The organism is Streptomyces sp. SP18BB07, assembly GCF_036322545.1.
Taxonomy (GTDB): Bacteria; Actinomycetota; Actinomycetes; order Streptomycetales; family Streptomycetaceae; genus Streptomyces; species Streptomyces deccanensis.
Window position 1 is genome coordinate 296226 of the sequence record NZ_JAQYWT010000360.1, and the last position, 23227, is coordinate 319452.

At 71.8% G+C, this 23227-nt stretch carries 21 protein-coding genes and 1 pseudogene; 12 read left to right on the forward strand and 10 right to left on the reverse strand.

Annotated elements, in window-relative coordinates:
• Nucleotides 1-78 precede the first annotated feature (78 nt).
• The 5 genes from paaA to paaE are packed head-to-tail and all read left to right on the forward strand — an operon-like array spanning nt 79 to nt 3862.
• Nucleotides 79-1083 (forward strand): 1,2-phenylacetyl-CoA epoxidase subunit PaaA, encoded by a 1005-nt coding sequence (gene paaA, locus PUR53_RS39640; RefSeq protein WP_329911599.1) that lies wholly within the window; start codon nt 79-81, stop codon nt 1081-1083.
• A complete protein-coding gene (gene paaB / locus PUR53_RS39645; protein ID WP_086785833.1) occupies nt 1080-1376 on the forward strand; it encodes a 1,2-phenylacetyl-CoA epoxidase subunit PaaB in 297 nt (98 codons plus the stop codon). Before paaA ends, paaB begins: the two co-directional genes overlap by 4 nt.
• A gap of 10 nt (nt 1377-1386) precedes the next feature.
• On the forward strand, nt 1387-2214 hold the full coding sequence (gene paaC / locus PUR53_RS39650; RefSeq protein WP_329911601.1) for a 1,2-phenylacetyl-CoA epoxidase subunit PaaC: 828 nt from the start codon (nt 1387-1389) through the stop codon (nt 2212-2214).
• A complete protein-coding gene (gene paaD / locus PUR53_RS39655) occupies nt 2208-2717 on the forward strand; it encodes a 1,2-phenylacetyl-CoA epoxidase subunit PaaD (RefSeq protein WP_329902159.1) in 510 nt (169 codons plus the stop codon). The genes paaC and paaD overlap by 7 nt, the downstream gene beginning before the upstream one ends.
• A complete protein-coding gene (gene paaE, locus PUR53_RS39660) occupies nt 2717-3862 on the forward strand; it encodes a 1,2-phenylacetyl-CoA epoxidase subunit PaaE (protein WP_329902158.1) in 1146 nt (381 codons plus the stop codon). The genes paaD and paaE overlap by 1 nt, the downstream gene beginning before the upstream one ends.
• 192 nt (nt 3863-4054) lie before the next feature.
• On the opposite strand, the gene PUR53_RS39665 is transcribed toward paaE, so the two are convergent.
• Nucleotides 4055-5128 carry a heme/hemin ABC transporter substrate-binding protein gene (locus PUR53_RS39665; RefSeq protein ID WP_443078348.1) on the reverse strand — a complete coding sequence of 358 codons (1074 nt, stop codon included), beginning with the start codon at nt 5126-5128 and terminating at the stop codon, nt 4055-4057.
• Nucleotides 5129-5205: 77 nt separating this feature from the next.
• On the opposite strand from PUR53_RS39665, the gene PUR53_RS39670 reads away from it, so the two are divergent.
• From PUR53_RS39670 to PUR53_RS39685, 4 genes are all read left to right on the forward strand, one after another.
• Nucleotides 5206-6003, forward strand: coding sequence for a hypothetical protein (locus PUR53_RS39670; RefSeq protein ID WP_329911603.1), 798 nt, complete (start codon nt 5206-5208; stop codon nt 6001-6003).
• A gap of 97 nt (nt 6004-6100) precedes the next feature.
• Complete coding sequence (locus tag PUR53_RS39675) at nt 6101-7105, forward strand: HtaA domain-containing protein (RefSeq protein ID WP_329911604.1); 1005 nt, start codon at nt 6101-6103, stop codon at nt 7103-7105.
• A 138-nt stretch (nt 7106-7243) separates the two neighbouring features.
• Entirely contained in the window at nt 7244-7783 is a 540-nt protein-coding gene (locus tag PUR53_RS39680; RefSeq protein WP_329902154.1) for a hypothetical protein, read from the forward strand.
• Nucleotides 7784-7869: 86 nt separating this feature from the next.
• Nucleotides 7870-10503, forward strand: coding sequence for an immunoglobulin I-set domain protein (locus PUR53_RS39685; RefSeq protein WP_329911605.1), 2634 nt, complete (start codon nt 7870-7872; stop codon nt 10501-10503).
• 88 nt (nt 10504-10591) lie between these two features.
• On the opposite strand, the gene PUR53_RS39690 is transcribed toward PUR53_RS39685, so the two are convergent.
• Together PUR53_RS39690 and PUR53_RS39695 are read right to left on the reverse strand one after the other, a co-directional pair.
• Nucleotides 10592-11290 carry an HAD family hydrolase gene (locus PUR53_RS39690; RefSeq protein WP_329902152.1) on the reverse strand — a complete coding sequence of 233 codons (699 nt, stop codon included), beginning with the start codon at nt 11288-11290 and terminating at the stop codon, nt 10592-10594.
• 20 nt (nt 11291-11310) lie between these two features.
• A complete protein-coding gene (locus tag PUR53_RS39695) occupies nt 11311-11799 on the reverse strand; it encodes an Lrp/AsnC family transcriptional regulator (protein WP_329902151.1) in 489 nt (162 codons plus the stop codon).
• A 386-nt stretch (nt 11800-12185) separates the two neighbouring features.
• On the opposite strand from PUR53_RS39695, the gene PUR53_RS39700 reads away from it, so the two are divergent.
• Together PUR53_RS39700 and PUR53_RS39705 are read left to right on the forward strand one after the other, a co-directional pair.
• On the forward strand, nt 12186-13682 hold the full coding sequence (locus tag PUR53_RS39700) for an FUSC family protein (RefSeq protein WP_329911622.1): 1497 nt from the start codon (nt 12186-12188) through the stop codon (nt 13680-13682).
• 239 nt (nt 13683-13921) lie between these two features.
• Nucleotides 13922-14953: a lactonase family protein gene (locus PUR53_RS39705; protein WP_329911623.1), complete on the forward strand. Its 1032-nt coding sequence runs from the start codon at nt 13922-13924 to the stop codon at nt 14951-14953.
• A gap of 143 nt (nt 14954-15096) precedes the next feature.
• Here PUR53_RS39705 and PUR53_RS39710 read toward each other — a convergent pair whose 3' ends face one another.
• The 3 genes and pseudogenes from PUR53_RS39710 to PUR53_RS39720 all read right to left on the reverse strand — a co-directional run.
• The gene (locus PUR53_RS39710; protein WP_329902150.1) at nt 15097-16020 is read right to left on the reverse strand and encodes a sirohydrochlorin chelatase; all 924 of its coding nucleotides are present in this window, start codon (nt 16018-16020) and stop codon (nt 15097-15099) included.
• Between the two features lie 193 nt (nt 16021-16213).
• Nucleotides 16214-17218, reverse strand: a complete 1005-nt coding sequence (locus tag PUR53_RS39715) for an N-acetylglucosamine kinase (RefSeq protein WP_329902149.1) — start codon at nt 17216-17218, stop codon at nt 16214-16216.
• Nucleotides 17215-17562 (reverse strand): annotated as a pseudogene (locus tag PUR53_RS39720) (uracil-DNA glycosylase); the annotation flags it as partial. The pseudogene PUR53_RS39720 and the gene PUR53_RS39715, both read right to left, overlap by 4 nt.
• Before the next feature lie 234 nt (nt 17563-17796).
• Here PUR53_RS39720 and PUR53_RS39725 point away from each other — a divergent pair.
• Nucleotides 17797-18474, forward strand: coding sequence for a uracil-DNA glycosylase (locus PUR53_RS39725; RefSeq protein ID WP_319236948.1), 678 nt, complete (start codon nt 17797-17799; stop codon nt 18472-18474).
• A 317-nt stretch (nt 18475-18791) separates the two neighbouring features.
• Here PUR53_RS39725 and PUR53_RS39730 read toward each other — a convergent pair whose 3' ends face one another.
• The 4 genes from PUR53_RS39730 to PUR53_RS39745 all read right to left on the reverse strand — a co-directional run bounded on the left by PUR53_RS39730 (nt 18792) and on the right by PUR53_RS39745 (nt 23218).
• Complete coding sequence (locus PUR53_RS39730; protein ID WP_329902148.1) at nt 18792-19547, reverse strand: hypothetical protein; 756 nt, start codon at nt 19545-19547, stop codon at nt 18792-18794.
• Nucleotides 19548-20187: 640 nt separating this feature from the next.
• Complete coding sequence (locus tag PUR53_RS39735) at nt 20188-21258, reverse strand: M14 family metallopeptidase (RefSeq protein WP_329911606.1); 1071 nt, start codon at nt 21256-21258, stop codon at nt 20188-20190.
• A 77-nt stretch (nt 21259-21335) separates the two neighbouring features.
• The gene (locus PUR53_RS39740; protein ID WP_329902146.1) at nt 21336-21665 is read right to left on the reverse strand and encodes a hypothetical protein; all 330 of its coding nucleotides are present in this window, start codon (nt 21663-21665) and stop codon (nt 21336-21338) included.
• Nucleotides 21662-23218: a S8 family serine peptidase gene (locus tag PUR53_RS39745; protein ID WP_329902145.1), complete on the reverse strand. Its 1557-nt coding sequence runs from the start codon at nt 23216-23218 to the stop codon at nt 21662-21664. Before PUR53_RS39745 ends, PUR53_RS39740 begins: the two co-directional genes overlap by 4 nt.
• Nucleotides 23219-23227 lie beyond the last annotated feature (9 nt).

Below are 23227 nucleotides of genomic sequence, written 5' to 3' on the forward strand. Positions count from 1 at the left end.
GGTGTGCGGGTCTTGCCCGGCCGCTCGAATCGCGTCACACTGGTACCGAACGAATGGTCGGTTGGGAAGCTGGTAGCGATGACGACGACAGACTCCGCCGGGGAGCCCTTCCAGGGCACCGAAGGGACGCCGGACGCCGAGGACGCCCTCCGGCAGCACTTCGACGCGACGATCGCCCGGGACCAGCGGATCGAGCCCCGCGACTGGATGCCCGACGGTTACCGCAGGACGCTCGTCCGGCAGATCGCGCAGCACGCGCACTCGGAGATCATCGGCATGCAGCCGGAGGGCGAGTGGATCACGCGTGCCCCGTCGCTGCGCCGCAAGGCGATCCTCTTCGCCAAGGTCCAGGACGAGGCGGGCCACGGGCTCTACCTGTACTCGGCCGCCGAGACCCTCGGCGCCGACCGCGCGGACCTGACCCGGCGGCTCATCGAGGGCCGCCAGAAGTACTCGTCGATCTTCAACTACCCGACGGCGAGCTTCGCCGACGTCGGTGTCATCGGCTGGTTCGTGGACGGCGCGGCGATCTGCAACCAGGTCCCGCTGTGCCGGAGTTCGTACGGGCCGTACGCGCGCGCGATGGTGCGGATCTGCAAGGAGGAGTCCTTCCACCAACGGCAGGGCTACGAGCTGCTGCTGACGATGATGCGCGGCACCGACGCACAGCGCGAGATGGTCCAGGACGCGGTGAACCGCTGGTGGTGGCCCTCGCTGATGATGTTCGGCCCGCCCGACGACGCCTCGCCCAACTCCGCGCAGTCGATGGCCTGGAAGATCAAGCGCCACAGCAACGACGAACTGCGGCAGCGCTTCGTCGACATGACCGTCCCGCAGGCCGAGAAGCTCGGCGTCACTCTCCCCGACCCGGAGCTGCGGTGGAACGAGGAGCGCGGCCGTCATGACTTCGGCACCCCCGACTGGGACGAGCTGAAGCGCGTGATCTCCGGCGACGGACCGTGCAACGACCGGCGGATGGAGCGGCGGCGCACCGCCCACGAGGAGGGCGCCTGGGTGCGTGAGGCGGCCACCGCCCACGCGGCCAGGAGCGACGAGCGAGCCCGGAAGGGGACGGCGGCATGACCGGCACGAACAAGGGCGACTGGCCGCTGTACGAGGTCTTCGTGCGCGGCAAGCGCGGCCTGAACCACGTCCACGTGGGCTCGCTGCACGCCGCCGACGACCAGATGGCCCTCACCCACGCCCGTGACCTCTACACCCGCCGCAACGAGGGCGTCTCCCTCTGGGTCGTGCGCTCCGAGCACATCGCCGCCTCCACCCGCGACGAGAAGGACCCCTTCTTCGAGCCCAGCGCCGACAAGGTGTACCGCCACCCCACGTTCTACGACATCCCCGACGACGTCCCGCACATCTGAGGAGCAGGGTATGAGTGACGACCACGTCTACCTGACCCTCGCCGAGGGACACGAGGACGACTCCCGCTGGGCGTACGGCACCGGCTTCGAAGACCCCCTGCACGGTGTGGACACCACGGTGCCCGAGGGCGTGGACGCCGCCGAACTGGCCGCCGACTGCGTGGCGTTGGCCGACGACGCCCTGGTCAGCGCCCAGCGGCTCGCCGAGTGGACCACCCGCGCGCCCGAGCTGGAGGAGGAGGTCGCCCTCGCCAACATCGGCCTCGACCTCCTCGGCCAGGCCCGTCTGCTGTACTCCCGGGCCGGGCAGGTCGACGGCACCGGGCGCGGCGAGGACGCGTACGCCTACTTCCGGGACGCCGCCGACTTCCGCAACGTACGTCTCGCCGAACTCCCGTGCGGAGACTTCGCGTTCTCCATCGTCCGGCTGCTCGTCCTGTCCAGCTGGCGCCTCGCGCACTTCGAGCGGCTGGTCAGCCACCCGGACCCGGTCCTCGCGGCGATCGCGGCGAAGGGCGTCAAGGAGCTGACGTACCACCGGCAGTACGCCGCCGAATGGGCCGTCCGGCTGGGCGACGGCACGGCGGAGTCGCATCGGCGGATCCGCAGGGCGATGGAGCACGTGGCCCCGTACTTCGGCGAGTTGTTCACCGCCTGCGACGTACGGGACGAGGTCGCCGCCGTGCTCTGCCAGGTCACCGAGGCGGCCGGGCTGCCCATGCCGGTCTACCGGCCGCTGGCGGGCGCGGGCCGCACCGGCGACCACACGGAGCATCTGGCGCCGCTGCTCGCCGAGTTGCAGAGCGTGGCCCGCGCCCACCCGGAGGCGACATGGTGACCACCCTGACCGACGCCGCGCGGCGCGCCCGGCACATCGCCGAACAGGTCCCGGACCCCGAGCTGCCGATGCTGACCCTGGCCGACCTGGGTGTCCTGCGGGAGGTGCGGCTGACGGCCGACGGCACGGTCGTCGCGAGCCTGACCCCGACGTACTCCGGCTGTCCGGCCATGGCCGAGATGCGCGCCGACGTGGCGGCGCGGCTGCGCGCCGCCGGCTACGAACGCGTCGAGATCCGCACGGTGTTGAACCCACCGTGGACCACCGACTGGATCACCGACGTCGGCCGCCGCAAGCTGACGGAGCACGGCATCGCCCCGCCCGGCGCGGCCCCCCGGGGCCCCGTCCCCCTCGTGCTGGCGCCCACCCGGCGGTCCGTCGCCTGCCCCCGCTGCGGCTCCGCCGACACCGAGGAGACGTCCCGCTTCGCCGCCACGTCCTGCAAGTCCCTGTGGCGCTGCCACACCTGCCGCGAGCCGTTCGAGCACGTCAAGGAGATCTGATGGAAGGCCTCAGCGAAAGCCCGACGAGAGGGGTTTCGGACTCGGCCGTTCTCCGGGGCGGGGCGGGGCGCGCACATGCGCGGCGACGGCCGGGATTCCACGTCCTGCGGGTCGCCGACGTGCAGCCGCTCTGTGAGGACGCCGTCGCCGTCGGGTTCGAGGTTCCGGCGGAGCTGGCGGAGGAGTTCGCGTTCTCGCCGGGGCAGTCGCTGACCTTGCGGCGCGAGATCGACGGGCGCGACGAGCGGCGGTCGTACTCGATCTGTTCCCCGGCCGGGACGCTCCCGCGCATCGGTGTACGAGTCGTGCCGGGCGGACTCTTCTCCTCATGGCTGGTCAACGACGTACGGCCCGGCGACACCGTGGAGGTCATGGCTCCCACCGGCTTCTTCACCCCGGACCTCACCGCCCCCGGCCACCATGTGCTGATCGCGGCCGGCTCCGGCATCACCCCCATGGTCTCCATCGCCGAGTCCGTGCTCGCCGCCGACCCCCGCTCCACCGTGACCCTCTTCTACGGCAACCGTCGCACGGGCACGGTGATGTTCGCCGACGAACTGGCCGACCTGAAGGACCTGTACCCGGCCCGCTTCCACCTCGCCCACGTCCTTTCCCGCGAACCCCGCGAGGCCGAGGTGCTCTCCGGCCGACTCGACGCCGACCGGCTCTCGGCACTGATCGACTCCCTGGTCGACGTCGGGACGGCGGACCACTGGTGGTTGTGCGGCCCGCACGGCATGGTCCGCGACGCCCAGCGCGTCCTGGACGGACTCGGCGTACCCGCCGACCGCGTCCACCAGGAGCTGTTCTACGCCGACGACGAACCGGTCCGGGAGGCGCGGCACGAGGAGGTCGCCGCCGAGGGGCCCGTCAGCGAGGTCACGGTCGTCCTCGACGGCCGCACCACGACCGCCGCGCTCTCCCGCGAGCGCAGCGTCCTCGACGGCGCCCAACGCACCCGCCCCGACCTGCCCTTCGCCTGCAAGGGCGGCGTCTGCGGCACGTGCCGCGCACTGGTCACGGACGGCCGGGCCGAGATGCGCCGCAACTTCGCGCTGGAGCCGGCGGAGGTCGCGGCGGGGTACGTCCTGACCTGCCAGTCGTATCCGGTCACGGAGACGCTGACGGTGGACTTCGATACGTGAGATCGGGGGCCGGGGGGTGCGTTGTCGGGTGCGGGTGCGTGGGGGTTGCTCGCGCAGTTCCCCGCGCCCCTGAAAACCAGGGGCTGCGCCCCATGCTTTGCAGGCCCGCAGGGGCCTGATGCTTCTAGGGGCGCGGGGAACTGCGCGAGAAGCCCCACGCACCCGCACCCGAAAACCGGCCCTCGAATCCCCTCACCCCTGGTGCAACCGATCCACCAAGATGTCGATCACCAAAGGCGTACGCGGCCCGAAGCTCAGCAGTACCCCGTCCTCAAGATCCACCACCCGGCGATCCATCCCGGCCGGCGTCTCCCTGATGCCGGGGATGTCCACCAGCCCGTCCACACCGCCGACCGAATCAAGTCCCTTGCTCATCATCAGGATCACCTCGGGCTGCGCCTTGACGAGCGCCTCGCTGGTGATGGGGGTGAACGGTTTGTCCAACCCGGCCGCCACCCCCGCGTCCTCCGCCCCGGCCGCGTCGATGAGGGAGTCCGCTCCCGACCCCTTCCCGCCGATGAGGTAGACCGCGGCCGACCCCCGCATGTACAGGAACGCGACCTTCGGCCGACTCCCCTCGGGCACGGCAGCCCGCGCCGCCTTCAACTCCTTCGCGAAGCGCTCGTTGAGGGCCTTGCCCGCGGCCGGAACCCCCAGCGCCTCCGCCACCCGGGTCGTCCGCGTGCTCACGTCGGAGAGTTCGTCGGCCGGATCGAGGACGACCACGGGGACCCCGGCGTCACGGATCTGGTCCACGGCCTCGCTGGGCCCGGTGTCGGTGTCGGCGAGCACCACGGTCGGCTCCAGCGAGAGCACGCTCTCCGCGCTCACGTCGTGCGCCTTGGTCACCTGGGGAAGGTCCTGGGCCTCCTCGAAGGTCGCCGTGATGTCCCGGCCGACGACCTTGTCACCGAGACCGAGGGTGAACACGATCTCCGCGATGCCCCCGTTGAGCGGAAGGATCCGTGAGGCGTCCTCGACGGTGACCTTCCGGCCGTCCGACGAGTCGACCGTGACGGGCAACTCGGGCGTGGGCGCCGCACCCTTCAGCGGGACGAGGGAGTTGGTGCTCAACTGCTTCCGGGCGGCGGCCGCCCGCTCGCTCGCGGACGGCGCCGAGGACTTCGCCCCTGCTGCTTCCCCGTCCCCGTCCCCGCCTGCGCATCCGGCCGCCAGCATCGCGAAAGCAACGGCCAGTGCGGCAACTCCCCTGCGAGCGATGGTGAGTTGAGGTCTTCCGGACCTTCGCATCGAACCGCCTCCCATGTCTACCGTTCGAACCAAGTGTTCGTTACTTTAGGTTAGCCTTACCTGAGTTACCTATGGTGGGAGTGCTGACCCCGATGCACAGATGTGGCCTACGAGCCCTGCGCGCAGCCCCGGCGGCCATCGCCGTCGCGAGTGCTCTGACCCTCTTCCCGGCCCCCTCGGCGATGGCCGCCGGCGGCTCCGCGACCGGTCCCGAGGGCCAGAAACTCACCGTCTCCCGATCCTCCGGACTCGACCCGGACGGCGAGACGGTCACCGTGTCCGGCACCGGCTACAACACCGAGAAGGGCATCTACGTCGCCTTCTGCGTGGACAACGGCGCGGGCAAGACCCCCACGCCCTGCGTGGGCGGCGTCGACATGTCCGGCGACTCCGGCGCGTCGGTCTGGGTCTCCTCCAACCCGCCCTCGTACGGGGAGGGGTTGGCGAAGCCGTACCAGGGCAGCGGGCACAAGGGCACGTTCTCCGTGCAGGTCAAGGTGCGGGCCAAGGACGCCAACACCGACTGCGCCAAGTCCGGTGTGACCTGTGCCGTGATCACCCGCAACGACCACACCAGGGGCGGCGACCAGAGCCAGACGGTCCGTATCCCGGTGGCCTTCGCCGGTGCCGGGGGCGACAGCGACGCCGACGACCCGGGCACCGACGGCACGGCGACCCCGTCGGCCGGTACGAGCACGACGACCACCGGCGGCACGGGCGGCACGTCGAGCGACACGGGTTCCTCGGACGAGCCGCTGGCCAGCACCGGCAGTGCCGCCGTGCCGCTCGGCATCACCGCCGCCGGACTGGTCGCGGCGGGCGGGACGGCCTGGCTCTGGGCGCGTCGCCGCCGTACCGGCACCGTGTCCGCGTCCACGGACCCGAACTGACGGCGTGTCGAGGACAGTCGTCCACAGATCACTCGACGCCCCCGGCGGGGCGTCCGGTCGGCCGCGCGGTCGACCTTCCAGGGAGGACTTCGAGGTGATGAACAGACCTGGTGCCGCCGTGGCGGCGGCGGGCGCCTTGCTCGCCCTGCTGTGCCAGGGCACGGCGACGGCACATGACGGGGCCGAGACCCCACGCGAGGTGTCCGGCGGATTCGCGAGCTGGGGCCCGGCGTTCGAGGCGTCCACCGGCGCCGACGCGACGGTGACGGCCGGGGCGCCCGCCGTGCGCGGCTCCGCCGGCCGGACCTGGTTCCCGGTCGACGGCGGCAGCGCGGCCCCGGGTGCGGGGGACGCGGACATCGCCCTCGACGGCTCGATCCGGCTCGGCGGAGCCGGCACCGACCCCCTGACCCTCGACGAGCTGCGCCTGCGGCTCGACGGCGGCACCGGCACCCTCCGGGTCCGGGCCGAACGGGCGGGGGAGAGCGATGACCTGACGCTGGCCCAGGTCGGCACGGCTGCCACCACGCCGAACGTCCGTAGCGGCGGCGCCACTTGGTCCGACCTACAGGTGTCGCTGACGGCCGAGGGCGCCGCACTGCTCACCCGGTGGAGCGGGCGTTCGTACGCGGCGGGGGACGAACTCGCCCCGCTCGACGTGACCGTGGGAACCGGCGCGTCCGGGACCGCCGGTCCGCAGGCCGGATCGCCCGGTGCATCCGACACATCCTCGTCACCGCCGGGCCCGAACGACACACCGACGGGCTCCGTCGGCACCGATGCGGGCGCCGACGGGGATGCCGGTGCCGAGCGGGAGGCGGAAGAGTCCCCGTCCGCGACGGTGGACCGCACGAGCCTCGCGGCGGGGGACGGCCAACAGGTCACCGGCGAGGGCTTCGCGCCGGGCGAGGTCGTGCTGGTCGCGATCGACGACGACACCCGCTACCAGGCCGTCGCCGACGAGTCGGGCCGGGTCGCCCGTGACTTCCCGGTGTACGACACCGCGACCGAGGGCGCACACACCGTACGGCTGTACTCCGTGACCGGGGGTCGAGAGGCCGTCGCGGAGTTCACCGTGGTCGCCGACGAGGCGGTCTCCTGAGCCCCGAGGGCCGGGTCAACGCGGGCCGGGCGCAGGCCCGTTGCAGGTTCTTTGCGTTCTGTTGACAAAAAGATCGCGATCAAGGTTAGGTAAGGCTTACCTAAGTAAACCTCCTTGCTCTCGAGAAAGGTGCTCTCGATGAGAGTCGTTCCCTCCGCCCGTACCGCCGCCCGCGCCGGTCTCGCCGTCGCCGCCTCCGCCGCCCTGACCCTCGGCCTCGCCACCTCGGCCTCCGCCGCCACCTCGACCCGCACGATCGTCGACGGCACCACCACCTACAACCTGTCCCTGACCGCGCCGAACACGGCCGCCGCGTCGGGCCAGGTCATCACCGTCACCGGCTCCGGCTACAACACGAGCCAGGGCATCTACGTCGGCCTCTGCGTCGTCAACGGCGCGCAGGGCGCCAACAAGCCGACCCCCTGCCTCGGCGGCCAGGACGAGTCCGGCTCCACCGGGGCCTCGCACTGGATCAACAACACCTTCGGCGGCCTCTTCGCCAACAGCTCCAAGTTCGGCACCGGCGGCACCTTCAGCGTGAACATCTACGTCCAGGCCACCCTCGAGGACGGCAGCGTCTGCGGCGAGGACGTCACCTGCGCGGTGGTCACCCGCGCCGACCACTTCGACAGCAACGACCGCAAGTACGACGTCCACGCCCCCCTCACCTTCCAGTAACCACCCACCAGGCCGGGCCCCTTCGCCACGGGGCCCGGCCCTCGGCGTCCCCCGGGTGCGGGGCGCACCCGACGAATGAGGTACCCATGAGAGACGACACGACGGGCCGGCGGCCGGGGCGTGCCGCCGGACCGCGGCTCGGACGCCCCGCGGCGCTCCTCGGAGCGATCGCCCTGGTGGCCGCCGCGGTCACCGCCGTCACGGTGAGCACCGCGGCCCAGGCCGCCGACACCCCGAAGACCGGCCTGGGCGCGCACGGTCAGAAACTGACCGTCTCCGCCTCCGCGAACCTCGATCCCGACGGCGAGAAGCTCAGGGTCACCGGCTCCGGCTACGACACGAGCAAGGCCATCTACGTCGCCCTGTGCAAGGACAACGGCGACGGCAAGATCCCCTCCCCGTGCATCGGCGGCGCCGACGAGACCGGTACCGGCAGCTCCTCGCACTGGATCGTCCCCAAGGGCGACCCGTACGAGGGCAGCCTCGCCATCGCCTGGGGCGACGGCGGCACCTTCGACGTCGAGATCGACATCGAGGCCGAGGACAACGGCGTCGACTGCGCCAAGGTGGTCTGCTCCGTCGTCACCCGGGTCGACCACCGCAACTCGGGCGACCGCTCCCAGGACGTCCGCATCCCCGTCCGGTTCGAGGGCCAGGACACCGGAGACGGTGACGGCGGCGAGGGCGAGGACGTGCCCGCCGGCACGGTCGACTACGTCGAGTCCGCCGCGTTCCCGGCGGCCGGCAAGGTCAACGACCTGCTGCTGCACCCGGAGTCGGGGAAGCTGTACGCGGGTTCGGACAACTTCGCCGCCTCCGGAGAGGTCGACGAGCGGGGGCTGCACGCCCTCGACCCGGCGGACGGCAAGAGCCTCGGCCACACCCCCCAGTTCCCGGGCACCACCGGCACGCTGGGCCCGCGCGCCGTCGTACGGATCGCCGCCCCGCTCGCCGGCGACGGCGCAGTGTTCCAGTTCGCGCTGCGCGGCATCGGCACCGCCAAGGCCGGTGACCCGGCCGCCACCGGCAAGTGGATCGCGGGCGCCAACATCACCGGGATCGGCCCCGGCACCAAGGACTCCACCGTCCTGGTAGCCCAGGGCGCCCAGCTCTCCGAGGTCGACATCGCCACCGCCGTCCCCCTGGAGAACCGCACCCTCACCCTCGACGGCGGCTCCCTGCTCGGCGTCGACAAGGCCCGCCACGCGGCGTGGTCCGTGGGCTCCGCCGGCGGCGCCCTGCGCCGGGTCGACACCCGCTCCTTCACCGTCACGGCATCGGCCGAACTCATCGCCCCCAGCGTCGAGTTCGTCGAGGCCGACCCGGCCACCGGCAACGTCTGGGTGGGCAGCGGCGACTCCGTCCTCGTCCACGACAAGGACGGCAAGCTCCTGAAGACGATCGAGGGGCCGGACGAGGCCACCGACATCGCCTTCGACACCGCCACCGGCCGGGCCTTCGTCGTCTGGCAGGACGACGGCACCCTCGGCGACGGCAGCGACGGCGTCAGCAACCTGGGCGTGTACGACACCGCGACCTACGCGGAGACCGCCACCCGCACAAAGCTGGAGGGCAACGACTCCCAGAACGGCGCCGCCACCGTCGCCGTCGCCCCCGGCGGCACCACCGTCTACGTCAGCAGCCCCAGCGAGGGCGAGATCACCAAGCTCGACCGCCGGATGTCCCCGAAGGTCACCCAGTCCCCGACCGACCGGACCGTGGCACCGGGCGACGAGGTCTCGTTCGTCGCGGCGGCCGAGGGCACCCCCCAGCCCACCGTGCAGTGGGAGGTCAGCACCGACGGGGCCCAGACCTGGTCCGCGGTCGAGGGCGCGACGAAGAACACGTACACCTTCAAGGCGAAGGCGGCGCACGACGGTTACCAGTACCGTGCCGTGTTCAAGAACACCGTGGGCACGACCCGCACCTCCGCCTTCACCCTCACCGTCACCGAGGCCGACGACAGCACCGGCGGCGGCGACGGGGGCGGCGACGGCGGGAACGACGAGCCCTCCGGCACGAAGACGGTCACCGGCTCCCACGGCCAGAAGCTCACCGTCACCCCGGTGAACGGCCTCGCCACCGAGAACCAGACCCTGAAGGTCACCGGCTCCGGCTACGACGAGAAGAAGGGCATCTACGTCGCCCTCTGCGTCGACAACGGCGCAGGCGAACTGCCCTCCCCCTGCATCGGCGGCGTCGACATGACGGGGGAGTCGCACTCCTCCGCGTGGATCTCTTCCAACCCGCCCGACTACGGCGAGGAGTTGGCCACGCCGTACGAGGAAGGCGGCGCGTTCGAGGTCGAGTTGACCATCGACGCCAAGGACGAGTACACCGACTGCTTCAAGGCCCGGTGTGTCCTCGCCACCCGCGCCGACCACACCCTGTCCGGCGACCGCTCGCAGGACGTCAAGGTCCCGGTCGCCTTCGTCGGCCAGGACCCGGTGGACACCGACGACGGCGGTGGCGACACCGCCGGAGGCACCTCCACCGGCGGTACCTCCGGCGGCGGTTCGACGGCCGGGAGCACGGGCGCGACCGGCACGACCGGCGCCTCCGGCAGCACGGGCGGCACCACGACCACCGGAGGCGGCGGAAGCCTCGCCTCCACCGGCCTGACCGTCCTCGGCGCGGCCGCCTCGGCCGCCGCGCTCACCGTGACGGGCTGGATCCTGCACCGACGGGCCCGCAGGACGGGCCACGGCACGACCGCCTGATCCACGAGCCCGATCCCGAGCCCGGGATTTTGACCGGAGCCCGGGCCGCCGACACCCTCGGCGGCCCGGGCTCCGCCCGCGTCCCCGCTCAGCCCGAGGCCACGATCCAGTCGTACGCCTCCCGCGCCGTGAACTCCCCCTGCCCGCCCCGCACCAACAGCCCCGCCGTCGCGAACGCCGGGTCGTCGGCCTGCGCGGCGAGATACGGCACCGCGACGCACCGCATCCCGGCCGCGTGCGCGGCGGCCGCACCCGGCGCCGCGTCCTCAAGGACGACACAGTCGGCCGGGGCGGCCCCCAGCCGCCGGGCCGCCTCCAGGAACACATCGGGCGCCGGCTTGCCGCGGTCGACCTCCTCCGCGGAGACGACGGTCCGCAGACACGCGTCCAGCCCCGTCGCGCCGAGGATCACCTCGATCGCCTCGCGCGAGGACCCCGAGGCCACGGCCATGGGTGTGCCGTCCGCCGCGAGCAGTTCCACGAACGCCCGCATCTCCGGATAGACCCGGGTACCGGTGCGGGCCAGCTCCAGATAGTGGCGGTTCTTGGCGGCGACGATCGCCTCGAGCGGTGCGGCGAGGTCGTACCGCTCCTTCCAGTCCGAGACCGTCTCCTGGATGCTGATGCCGACGTACCGCTCGTGGTCCGCCCAGGTGAAGTCGGTGACCCCGTGCTCGGCGAGGATCCGCACGCTCGCCTCGTAGTAGTTCGGCTCGCTGTCCACGAGTGTTCCGTCGAGATCGAAGATGACCGAGGTGCTTCGGGTGGTGTGACGGGTAGTGCTCATGAACGCCAGGATGTCATCGCTCAGTTACGGGTCGGTCGGCCCGCCGCCGAGCCGATCGACTCCACCAACGGCGCCAGCCGGTACGGCACCCGCTCCCGCAGAGCCACCTCCGTACGGGTGCGCACCACACCCGGCAGACTGATCAGCGCCTGGATGACGTCCTCCAGATGCGCGTTGTCCCGCGCCACGACCCTGGTCAGGAGATCACCGCCGCCCGTGATCGAGAACGCCTCGACGATCTCCGGCACGGCCGCCAGCGCGTCGCCCACGTCGTCCAGGTGCCCCTGGGTGACCTCGATGTGCACGAAGGCCAGCACCGGGTGACCGAGCGCGGCGGGGGAGAGCGACGGACCCGTGCCCGTGATCACACCGTCCCGCTCCAGCCGGTCCAGACGTGCCTGCAACGTGCCCCGGGCGATGCCGAGCACGCGGGCGTACTCCCGCACGCTGGTGCGCGGCTGCTCCAGCAGCAGCCGCAGGATGCGGGTGTCGAGCTCGTCCACGGCCATGGTCCGTCAGCCTTCCCGTGCTTCCCGTGTCTGTGCAGATCATGAAAACTGTGCCGATGGCCCAGTGAACCGCACGTCGGGAGAGCCACCTCACCCAGAACCCCGTCGCCGGAGTCCGCTGATCCGTTGGCTCACCGGGCATCGGACGCCCCCTTCCGCGACTGTGCCAATGGTCCAGTCCCGAGGGGCGCTGTTGAGCCATGGTGGCACGGGGTGGTACCTCTGCCGTATCCATGTACTCAGGGCGCCGCGCGGTGCCGGAGCGGCGACGAGGCCGGATCCGGAGCGCGGCGCCTTCGCCGTGCCCGCCGCCCGCCGGAGACCCCGGCCAAGCCGCGGGCGGGGCGGGCACCACGGCAAGGGGGCGGCACACCGTCATGAAGAGGATGTTCACGGCTCCCGATCCAGGGCTGCTGCGGCTGCGGACCGCACTGCGCGCCGTCATCGGCGTGGGCGCCGCCGTGACCGTGTCCGAACTGTGCGGTCTCTCGCTCCCCGCGTCGATCACCGGAGGTCTGGCGGCCCTCCTCGCCCTCTTCACCGTCACCGACGCGACCGTCCCCGCCCAGCGGATCACCACCGCGCTCCTGCCGGCCGCCGGGTTTCCCGTCCTCGCCCTGGCCGCCGTCCTGCACGACGTCGGCGCCGCCCGTGACGCCGCGTTCGTGGCCACGGTCTTCTGCGGTGTCTACGCCCGCCGCTGGGGGCCGCGCGGCCAGGCGCTCGGGATCTTCGCGTTCATGAGCTACTTCGTCACGCAGTTCCTCCACACCGTCCCGGCGGACCTGCCCGGGCTGTACGCCGCCATGACGCTCGCGCTGCTGGTCGCGGGCGTGGTCCGGTTCCTCGTGTGGCCCGTCGAGCGCGCTCTTGCGCCCGTCGCGCTCCCCGCCGGGCCGTCCGGGGAGGGGCTGGCGCGGCCCACCACCCGACAGGCGTTCCAGGCCGCGGTCGCCTGCTGCTTCGCCCTGCTCGTCGGTCAGGCCTTCTCCGAGGACCGCTGGTACTGGGCCGTCGGCACCGCATGGTGGATCTTCGTCAACACCGCGTCGCGCGGCGAGACGCTGGTCCGTGGCTTCCGCCGCGTCCTCGGCACCGTGCTCGGTGTCGCCGTCGGTCTGCTCGTCGCCGTCCCGCTGGACGGGGCGCCCGCGCCGTCCGCCGCGCTCGTCGCGGTCTGCGTCTTCGGGATCTTCTACACGGCGGCGGTCTCGTACTCCTGGATGATGCTGGCGGTGACCGTCATGGTCAGCCTCCTCTACGGGCTGCTCGGGGTGCTGGACCCCGGTCTGCTCGGGCTCCGTCTCGTCGAGACGGGGGTGGGCGCGGTCTGCGCCATGCTGGCGGTGGTCCTCGTCCTGCCGGTGACGACGCACGCGACCAACGACGCCTGGATCCAGCGTGCCCTGCACTGTGTGCACGCCGCCGCGACCGCCACCGCCGCGCGGCTGGAGGGCGTCCCGGGGGCCGACCCGGCTCCCCACGCGGCCGAGCTGGAACTGCTGTTCGGGCGGGCGCGGATGGCGCTCGCCCCGCTGGTCCACCCCCTGAACCCCTTCCGCGCCCGCAAGGCCCGCGCCCACGCGGCCCTGCGACTCCTGGACGACTGCGTGGGCGAGGTGCGCGCCCTGGTCTCCGCCACCGCCACCGCCGACCCGGCCGGTGCGCGCGAGGCCTCCCTGATCGCCGCCTGCTGGCGGGTGAAGACCGCGGTGGAGGCGCTGACGACCCCCGGTGCCCGGGCGGCCGTCACCGGACCGGAAGCGGTCTTCCCCACGGAGGCCGGGGCCGCCCTGGGGCATCTGCACAACCTGGAGCGGGCGCTGTCGGAGCTGGCCATGCCGCTCGGGGCCGCTCCGGGCTCGCGAACGGCCGCTCCCTAGCCGGCCGCCCGCCGGTCGTCCGCCCGCGCGCTCCCACCGTGCGTCCCGGACGTCGCGCGCGAGGGAGCGAAGGCGATCCCGGGGCGCACGCGTCCGCACCTCGCACCACCCGCGATTTTGGTCTAGACCTACTGCTACTGTTCGCCCGCACACCGGGCGAGCGGGAGGGGACGGCAGTGACAGCGGAAGCGGACGCGACGGACACGAACGCGACGGACACGAACGCGACGGACGCAGGCATCGTGGACGGGTCGCGACCACGACGGGCGTACATCGGGTCGTTCACGTCGGCGGGGGGTCCCGGCGTCCTCGTCGCCGACGTCGACGAGAAGAGCGGCGCGCTCACCGTCCTGTCGGGCGCGGACGACGTCCCCGACCCGAGCTACCTGGCCCTCGCGCCGGACGGCCGCATCCTGTACGCGGTCAGCGAGCGGCCCGAGGGAGCGGTGGCCGCCTATCGGGTGACGGGCGACAGGCCCGAGTTGACCGGGCGCCCGGTGGCGGTCGGCGACGGACCCACCCACCTCGCGGTGTTCGACGGCCACGTCCTGACCGCCGACTACGGCTCCGGCAGCGTCACCGCCGTCCCGCTGCGCCCCGACGGCACCCTCGTGGCCGCCGCGTCCGGGACCCTCCGGCACGGCGGGTCCGGGACCGACCCCGGCGACCGACGGCAACCGCGCGCCCACCAGGTGGTGCCCGACCCGTCAGGCCGCCGGTTCCTCGGCGTCGACCTCGGCACGGACTCGGTGCGGCTGTGCGCGGTGGAGGACGGCGCCCCCGTCGCACTCCACGAGACGGCGCTGCGGCCGGGCTCGGGGCCGCGCCACCTCGCCCTCCACCCGGGCGGACCGTACGTCTATGTGCTGAACGAACTGTCCCCCACGGTCACCGTGTGCCGCTGGAACGCCCCTGACGGCCCGCTGGAGCCGCTGGGGGAGACCCCGGTGCTCCCGGACACCCCGCAGGGCGACGCGTACCCGTCGGGCCTCGTCGTGTCCCCCGACGGTCGCTTCGTGTGGACGGCCACCCGTGGCACGGACGTGCTCTCCGTGTTCGCCGTCGAGGGCGACGGGCTGCGCCTGGTCACGACGGTGCCCTGCGGCGGCCGCTGGCCCCGCGCCCTCACCTACGCGGCGGGCACGCTGTACGTGGCCAACGAGCGATCGGGCGACGTCACCTGGTTCACGGCCGACCCGCTCACCGGCGTACCGGTACGGTCCGGCTCGATCGAGGTACCCGCTGCCTCCTGCGTGGTTCTGGACGACTGAGACCGCCCCGGCAGGGGAGAGAGATGTACGGCCCGGCAGGGGGAGAGAGACGTGCGGCCCGGCACGCATACGCCCGAGGGCCCGCTCCTGCGAGAGGAGCGGGCCCTCGGCCGTACGGGTCGCGGTCCTGGGCGGTGCCGGACTCAGCGGACCGGCATGCCCTGGGGCTGCTGCGGCGCGATGCCGAGCGCGGTCGTGTACTTGCCGAGCGCCAGCTTGCCGATGGCCGGGTAAGGGCCGAGCGCCTCGGCGGCGGAGCACCCCGCCTCGTTCGCGGCCGCGTCGATCAGACCCGCGTCGATCTCCGGCCCTATCAGGTACGGCGCGAGCGCCAGCTGCTGGGAGCCCGAGGAGCGCAGCTGCTCGGCCACGGAGGTGATCGAACCCTCCTGGTCGAGGGCGGCGGCCATCACCGGCACGGCGAGCCGCGCGGCCAGCAGCATGCCCGTGATCCCGGCGGCCTGCACGGCCTCCTCGCCGCCCACGGTGGCGAGGACGATGCCGTCCGCGGCGGTGGCGACGGTGAACAGCCGGGCCCGGTCGGCACGCGCCAGTCCCGATTCGGACAGGCGCACGTGCAGCGCCTCGGCGAGCAGCGGGTGCGGGCCGAGGACGTCGGTCAGCTCGGCCGCGATCCGGCTCTCCATGACGGCCTGGCGGACCTGGCGGAGCGTGGCGCTGTCCGGACCGGCCAGCAGGGGCACGACGACGGCGACGGGGCCGTCCGGCTCCTTGACGTCCAGGCCGGCGGCGCGCGCCTGCTCGTAACGGGCGGTGCGCTCCTCGGCGGCGCGCGTGAGCACCGACTGCAGCGTGGGGAACTCGTCGGCGCCACCGTCGACGTAACCGATGCGGGCGTCGAGGCCGGGCAGCTCGGAGCGCGCGATGCTCACGACCTCCTCGGCGAGGCTGCGCGTGGCGGCGCTGGGCGTGCCCGGCACCGCGAGGACGAGCGCGGGCGCGCCCTCGGGAGCCGCCAGCGGCTCGGGACGGCGGTGCCGCCCGGGCTGGCGGGGTCGCGGCATTCGTACAGGCAGGCCGGACGCGGGCCCAGTGGGGGAGCTCATGGCGCCGCATGTTACTGGCTTCTTGGGTTCCCCTGTTCGGGGAGGGTGCAGGTGAGCGGTATCCGTCCTGATTTGTCTGATGAGTTACGTGCCGATCAGGGCCGATCAATACCGCATTCATCTGCTGAGCGGTGCACTTGGGTGACCACGACGGCTCTTGTCCGACAGGCTGGATTACTCCCTGTTTCAGGTACTATTTTTCGGCCACCACGTACAACATCCGCTCGTCGTACGGCAACCCGAGCCCGCCGGCCGCCAACGCGGCCGCGATGCGCACGGCACCGACGAGTGGATCCCCTTCCGCCGGTACCAGCGGTGCGTGCGGCAGCCGCTGTGCCAATTCCGCCTCCAGCGGGGCGAGGAGCGGGGCACCCAGCCTGAACAGGCCCCCGGTCAGGGCCACTCGGGGCCCGCCCGAGGCCGGGCAGACGGCGGCCGCCGCGTCGGCCATGTGTTCGGCCGCCGCGCGCAGGATGCCGGCCGCCACCGGGTCGTCCCCGGCGCAGGCGGCTACCTCGGGCGCGAACGACGCGAGGACCGCCGGGCGGTCGTCCCTCGGGTAGATCCGGCCGGGAATCCCGGCCGGCGGGCCGAACACCCCCTCGGCGCGCGCCAGCAGCGGGGCCGAACCACCGCTCCGCCCGTCGTGCGCCCGCATCGCCGCCTCCAGCCCGGCCCGCCCGATCCACGCGCCGCCGCCGCAGTCCCCGAGGAGATGTCCCCAGCCGTCGGCCCGACGCCAACCGGTCAGATCCGTACCGATCGCGATCAGCCCCGTACCGGCGGCGATCACCGCGCCCGGCCGCGTCCCCAGGGCGCCGGTGTAGGCGGCGACCGCGTCGGCCACCAGCGCGACCCGGCGCACCCCCCACTTCCGCGCCAGCGCCGACGGCAGCTCGGCGCGCAGGTGCTCGCCGAGCGACGCGAACCCGGTGGCCCCGACGGCCACCGCCGCCGGACGCGCGCACCCGGCGTCGGCGAGCAACCGCTCCGCCATGGGCCACAGCCGCTCCAGCAGCCGGCCGGCGTCGATGCCGCGCGCACCGGTGGGCACCGCCTCCGCGGAGACCACCGGCTCTCCGAGCACCTCGGTGCCCCGGGCCAGCACCGCCCGCAACCCCGAACCACCGGAGTCCACGGCGAGCACGACGGGAGCCTGGTCCTGCCGGGACCGGAGGGGCGCGGCGCCGTCGGTCATGGCAGACGCCAGTCCACGAGAGCGCCGCCCTGGCCGAAGAAGCCCCGGTCGGCCGACATGGGGGAGGGGTGGGCGGACTCGATGGACGGGAGGTCGCCGAGGAGCGGCCGGGGATTACGGGCGTCACGACCCCAGAGGATCGACACCAGGTGACGCCCGCGCGCGGCCAGCGCCCGGTTGAGCAGCAGCACGCCCTGCCGGGTGCAGGGCGTCAGGTCACCGTTTGACGGCTGCGTGTGCCCCAGGTCGGTGGTGAGTTCCCGGTAGATGTTGAGGAGGCTGCCCGGCAGCGGCCGCACCTCCGGCGCGACCGAGAAGGACAGGCCCACCGCGTGTGCGAGGGTTCCGAGATCTGCGTATCGGAGACGAAGGGCGGGCCGAGGGTGATGACCATGGCGGAGTGGCTCGAGTACTGGGCGGGGCAAGCTCCCCTCCTTCCAGGTGACCGGCTGCGCGATCTGCTCGACCGTCTCTGAGATCTCTCGACGCGGAGGAAGAGTAGCGCCTGAGGGAGGGCCGGGTATGCGGGTCTCCCTGGGTATGCGGGGTGTCTGTGTGTGCCAGTAGAGTGACGCGCCGTGGCTCCACGACCTTTGCATGAACTTGTTGAAGCGGGCTGGGCGAAGGCTCTTGACCCTGTGGCTGAACGCATCGCGGCCATGGGGGACTTCCTCCGTGCCGAGATAGCGGCCGGCCGGACTTACCTTCCGTCCGGGGCGAATGTGCTGCGGGCCTTTCAGCAGCCCTTCGATGATGTCCGTGTCCTGATCGTCGGTCAGGATCCCTATCCCACCCCGGGGATGGCCATCGGGTTGAGTTTCGCGGTCTCGCCCGAGGTGCGTTCGTTGCCGGGGAGTCTGGAGAACATCTTCCGGGAGGCGCACTCCGACCTCGGGTTGCCCAGGCCCTCGAACGGCGATCTGACGCCGTGGACCCAGCAGGGTGTGCTGCTGCTCAACAGGGCGTTGACGACGGCCCCCCGCAAGCCTGCGGCGCACCGGGGCAAGGGGTGGGAGGAGGTCACCGAGCAGGCGATCCGGGCCCTCGCCGGGCGCGGCAAACCGCTGGTGTCCATCTTGTGGGGGCGTGACGCGCGCAATCTGCGACCGTTGCTGGGTGAGCTTCCGGCGATCGAGTCCGCGCACCCGTCCCCGATGTCGGCGGACCGCGGCTTCTTCGGTTCGCGGCCGTTCAGCCGTGCCAACGATCTGCTGATCCAACAGGGCGCCCAGCCGGTGGACTGGCGCTTGCCGTAAGCCGCGGTGCGCGTGACGGCTCGGAGGACGGCGGCCTCTTACGGCCGTCGGCCTCGAAAGGGCCGTGCCTCGTTCTGACGGGTAGTCAGGTGCCATATGTCGCTGGTCAGACGGTCTGCTGGCTGCGCGGGCGTGGCAGGTCACCCGCCGCTCGGGGGAAGGGCTCGTGCTCCGAGGAGGCGCGCCGATATCAGTTTCAGCCGCTCGCACAAGCGGTGCAACTTCGGCGCAGTGGGGTTTTGGCGGTCTACGCGGCTGAGGGCTTTCGTACCGGCTGCGGCGGATGAGCTCGGTCCTCGGGTGGATTCTGCAGGCCTCTACGCGTGCGCGTGCGCCTTCGCCAAGGCGGTGAGGATGCGTCGGGTCTTGTTCTCGGGGTGTTCGGAGATCGTCACCCCACGCTCCCGCACGGCGTCGATCAGCTTTTCCTGTCTACGCTCGGCCCGCTCGGTGAGCTCTTCGGCATCGTCCTCATCCTTGGGCTTCACCCGGATAGACGCCTCCAAGAAGTCCAGACCGGCGACCGACCACGCCTCCAGATCCACGTCCAGATCGTCGAGCGGAACGTCGTCGAACTTCATGGCCCGAATCGGCCCCAGCGCGACCAGCCCGTCGAGCCGAACGGCGGGAGTGCAGGCTTGCAGGAACTGGTCCTGCACGGCGTCGATCACCGCCGCGGGATCGCCGCCGGGCTCCACCGTGCCCGACAGCGTCCCCGGGGAGTGATCGTGCACCAGGGAGGCGGCCAGCACACGATTGTTCGCTGACCAGTCCTCCTCGATCTTGTATGTGAAGGGATCCGCCTCGAACGGCTCGGAGAACCGGCCGACGAGCTGCTGGCGGAGGCACGGGCGCAGTTTGACGGTCAGGTCGTCCGACCCGCCCCCGATCCTGAAACGCAGGATCACGCCGCGGTCCAGTAGGGGCACCCGCCCCTCGGCGATGCCGTCCCGGTCCTCAGCGAACCAGATGCGACGAGTGGTCATCGCGTGCCCCGACGTGCCGAGAGCTGACAGCGCCGCTGCCACGTCGCCCTCGATGTTCACCTTGATCTCGACCGGCAATAGGTCCATGCGTCGCTCCCGGAGGCTTTCCCAGATGGTGTCGCGTACGTCCGGCCCACACCGCTCGACATAGGGACTGGACGCGCCGACTTGTCCTACAGCGCCTTCATCTCGGGGTCGTCCGGGCCGGTTCGAGCGCGTCGGGCCCTAACTGACAACTCCCGAAGCACAGCCCCCACATGGTGAATCCCATCCAGGGCCTGTCAGGCGCGCGGCCATGCTCGTCATACCTCTCACTTCAGGCTATCCACCCCACGCCCGGGCTGCAGTCCGGAGACCGACTACCTGGGTCGCGCTTCGAGAAGCCCGGGACCCACACCTGAGCGACCAGGCCCTCCCGCCACGGCGGCACCGCCACCCCGATGCCACGCGGGCGCCGACACCTCCCCGGGCTCCGGCGCATCTTCGTCTCCCGCGTGATCTCCAACCGCGACAGATCCGCCCGGGCCCTCTCCAGCCGGACGGCCAACTCCGCAGCCTCGGCCTGGTCGCACCCCTCCTCCACCCCGCCACGGCAGGAGTACGACGGCGCCGACCACACCCCAATCAGCGTCTTCCCAGCTCAGCTTGGCATGCTCGGAGGTGAGGCTGGTGACGGCGTAGACGGTTTTTACGGTGGACGCGACCATCCGGAACAGCAGCCAGGGCACTAGCGGACGTTGAGGGCAAGGGCCATGAGGGCGGCCGAGACTTCGCGGATGACGTGTTCGGCCTCCCGGTACGGGGGCTGGAAGGAGGTGCCGCATTCGATCGTGTAGCCCAGGGTCTTGGTGGCGGCCGAGGTGGTGAAGTGGCGGCTGTAGGCGTAGTCGTCGCTGGTGCCGGAGGTGGGGTAGAGGCCGTACGCCGCCTCGACCCCGTAGTCGACGCCTCGTACACCGTGTACCGCGTCGTTCATGCGCTCGGCCAGTTCGACGGCGGTCTTCAGATCCTGGTGGGGGATGAACTCGCCGATGTTGTCGTCCTTGCGGCCGCGTACGGCGTCGAGGGCGGGGTTGCGGAAGTTGTCGGTCGGGCTGGTGGACTGGTTCCGGTCCGAGCCCCAGTTGTGCAGGATCACGGGTACGGCGCTGTGGACGTCGACGAGCCAGCGGATGCGCGGGTGGGTGTCGAGCGCCCAGACGACGTTGCGGGTTTCGGGCTCCGAGGCGGCGGACGGGCCCCGGTACATCTGCGGGTCGCAGGGGTTGCCGGATGTGTGGACGTCTGCGTCGGGGGCGAACTTGGCGGTGTGGTCCCAGAGGAAGTCGAAGTTGCGGTTCAGGTCCACGCCCGCGCAGGATGGGCCGCTGTGTCCGGGACCGGCCGGTGCTGGGCGGCGGTTCTTGCGCCACATCGCGTTCGTCGTCTGGCTGAAGGCTCGGCCGTCGGGGTTCACGCAGGGGTAGAGGAACAGGTTGAGGCCGTCGATGAGGTGCGTGACCTGGGCGGCCGTGTAGGACGTCGAGCCGTAGCCGAGGCCGGTGCCCCGGCTGTGGGCATCCAGGAGGTCCGCGGCGAGTGAGACGAGCGCGTCGGGCGGCACCCATTCGCGGGCGTGGACCCCACCGAGGATCAGGATTCCGTCCACCGTGTCGGCCGGCCGGGATCCGATCCGCAGCAGCCGTGCCGTGCGGTTCTCGTGGGTGGGGTGGGGCGGGATGAGGATCTCAGCCGTCGTCGGGTAGGCGGCCTGCAGGTTGGTGATCGCCGATTCGATCTCGGCCACGTTGAGATACACGATCGCTCCGTCCCGACGCGCGGGTCTTGGGGTCGCGGGTGAAGGGTTCACGGGTCACGGGTCACGGGATCGCGGTGTCACTCCTTGCGGCCGAACCCGCGGGGGACGGCACCCCGGGCCGCGAAGCGGTCGCCCTCACCGACCTCCTGCTTCCTGGCGTGCCAGTTCTCCGTGATGTTCTCGACTGTGGTGAGGTGCACCCGGGGTGCCGACCTGGCCGATCTGGCTGAGTCGAGCTGGTCCTGGCGGAAGTAGAGGTCGAGTCCGAGGCCCGTTGCGGTGGGCCGGGCGACGGGGCGGCAGCCGGTGTCGGGCCGGGTCTCCTTGATGAACTCCCGCAGCGCCTCGGCGTCCTCTGCGACTACGTGGCAGCGGAAGACTGCGGGAGCCTCGTCTGTGCCGCTCATGGTGTCGGCTGTCCCGTGACCAGACCGGCGAGCGCGACGGCCTTGTCGGCGTTCACCCGGCCGAAGCCGTAGTCGTCGTTGTGGCCGTCGGCGTCGTAGACGACACCCGGGCCGCCGATCTTGTCGGCCGACTTGTGCATGATGTCGCGCAACTGGTCGCGAGTGAGGTCGGGGTCGGCCGCCAGCGCCAGCGCTGCGCAGCCCGCCGCGCAGGGAGCGGCGAAGCTGGTGCCGGTGCTCGTGCCGTGGCCGCCGCCGGACGTGGTACTGAAGACATCGACACCGGGGGCGATCAGTTCGACCTCGGGGCCGCGTGCCGCGTTGTCCTCCCGGTCCTTGTTGTCCGACCGGACGACCGCGATGACATCCGGATGGGAGACCACCTCGTCCAGCATGATGTCGACGTTCCTGCCGTTGCTGGCCGCCCAGAAGATCGGCAGTCCTTTGCCCTGACGTCCGTTGGGACCGGCGAATTCGAGGGCCAGTTTCAGTGTGTCGGTCAGGTCCCACTCCGCACCGTTCGGACCCAGGCTGCTGACCAGGACGTCCGCGCCGCGCTGTCCGCCGATACCGGCCTCGGTCGAGGGGTCGGCGGCGTACGCCACGGCACGGGCCAGGGTCGTCTGCGTGCCCACCTGGTCGTTCATGCACGCCACCAGCATGAGCTTGCACTCGGGTGCCGCTCCGACCACTCCCGTGCCGTTGTGCCGGGCACCGACCATCCCGGCGCAGAAGGTGCCGTGGTCCTCGTCGGGCATGCCCAGGGTGTTCTGCGTGAAGGTCACGCCCACCACGCCGCTGCTGTAGAACCCCGAGCCCGGGTCCAGCCCGCTGGCGAGGTCGTCGTGCTGTACGTCGAAACCGTTGTCGATGACGGCGACGCGGATGCCGTTCCCGAGGGTGCGATTCCACGCCTCCTCGATGTGGACGTCCGCGCCCGGCCTGCCGCCATTGGCGCCGGTGTTGTTCCACTGCCACTGCTTGGGATACTCGGGATCGGAGGGGCGGAACCGGGTCGGGACGTGTTCGATGAACGACGGCTCGGCGAAGACGAAACGGTCGTTGTCGTGCAATTCCACCGAGGCCGCGAGGGCGTCCTCGGCGGCCCTGGCCCGCACCTCGTACAGGTTCTTCGCGAAGCCGAGTTTGTTGACGACACTCAGGCCGGCTGCCTCGATCTCGCGCTCTGCCTCCTCCGCCGAGAGTGACGGCTGCAGTTGGACGTTCAGTGCGTCGGTCGCGATACCGATCCTGCCGCTGGGCCGTCGGATGACCTTGCCCGCTGCCTCCGCTCCGGAGATCTCCTCGCCGGCGGCGACCGCCGCTCGGGTCTGCCGGTTCGGTCTGACGAAGACCCAGTGCGCGCGGGCGAAGGCGGTGGCGGTCTCGTCGTCGATTCCCGCATCGCGCATCGCGCCCCGTGCGTTCGTGCCCAGTTCAGCCTCCGCGTCGGCGGCGGCCCTGGAGCCGTCCGTTTCGACCTTCACCGCGACGACATCGTCGAGTTCCTCCGCCTCGACGAGGTTGCCACGTTGGTAGTACTGACGCGACATCGCACTCGC

Excerpts from the sequence above, each read along its gene's own strand:
- paaA (WP_329911599.1), top strand. The coding sequence starts at position 79 with ATGACGACGACAGACTCCGCCGGGGAGCCCTTCCAGGGCACCGAAGGG.
- paaB (WP_086785833.1), top strand. The coding sequence starts at position 1,080 with ATGACCGGCACGAACAAGGGCGACTGGCCGCTGTACGAGGTCTTCGTG.
- PUR53_RS39690 (WP_329902152.1), bottom strand. The coding sequence starts at position 11,290 with ATGAGCACTACCCGTCACACCACCCGAAGCACCTCGGTCATCTTCGAT.
- PUR53_RS39695 (WP_329902151.1), bottom strand. The coding sequence starts at position 11,799 with ATGGCCGTGGACGAGCTCGACACCCGCATCCTGCGGCTGCTGCTGGAG.
- paaE (WP_329902158.1), top strand. The coding sequence starts at position 2,717 with ATGGAAGGCCTCAGCGAAAGCCCGACGAGAGGGGTTTCGGACTCGGCC.
- PUR53_RS39675 (WP_329911604.1), top strand. The coding sequence starts at position 6,101 with ATGAACAGACCTGGTGCCGCCGTGGCGGCGGCGGGCGCCTTGCTCGCC.
- PUR53_RS39740 (WP_329902146.1), bottom strand. The coding sequence starts at position 21,665 with ATGAGCGGCACAGACGAGGCTCCCGCAGTCTTCCGCTGCCACGTAGTC.
- PUR53_RS39670 (WP_329911603.1), top strand. The coding sequence starts at position 5,206 with ATGCACAGATGTGGCCTACGAGCCCTGCGCGCAGCCCCGGCGGCCATC.
- PUR53_RS39665 (WP_443078348.1), bottom strand. The coding sequence starts at position 5,128 with ATGGGAGGCGGTTCGATGCGAAGGTCCGGAAGACCTCAACTCACCATC.
- PUR53_RS39710 (WP_329902150.1), bottom strand. The coding sequence starts at position 16,020 with ATGAGCTCCCCCACTGGGCCCGCGTCCGGCCTGCCTGTACGAATGCCG.
- PUR53_RS39730 (WP_329902148.1), bottom strand. The coding sequence starts at position 19,547 with ATGGACCTATTGCCGGTCGAGATCAAGGTGAACATCGAGGGCGACGTG.
- PUR53_RS39685 (WP_329911605.1), top strand. The coding sequence starts at position 7,870 with ATGAGAGACGACACGACGGGCCGGCGGCCGGGGCGTGCCGCCGGACCG.
- paaC (WP_329911601.1), top strand. The coding sequence starts at position 1,387 with ATGAGTGACGACCACGTCTACCTGACCCTCGCCGAGGGACACGAGGAC.
- paaD (WP_329902159.1), top strand. The coding sequence starts at position 2,208 with ATGGTGACCACCCTGACCGACGCCGCGCGGCGCGCCCGGCACATCGCC.
- PUR53_RS39680 (WP_329902154.1), top strand. The coding sequence starts at position 7,244 with ATGAGAGTCGTTCCCTCCGCCCGTACCGCCGCCCGCGCCGGTCTCGCC.
- PUR53_RS39715 (WP_329902149.1), bottom strand. The coding sequence starts at position 17,218 with ATGACCGACGGCGCCGCGCCCCTCCGGTCCCGGCAGGACCAGGCTCCC.
- PUR53_RS39745 (WP_329902145.1), bottom strand. The coding sequence starts at position 23,218 with ATGTCGCGTCAGTACTACCAACGTGGCAACCTCGTCGAGGCGGAGGAA.
- PUR53_RS39700 (WP_329911622.1), top strand. The coding sequence starts at position 12,186 with ATGTTCACGGCTCCCGATCCAGGGCTGCTGCGGCTGCGGACCGCACTG.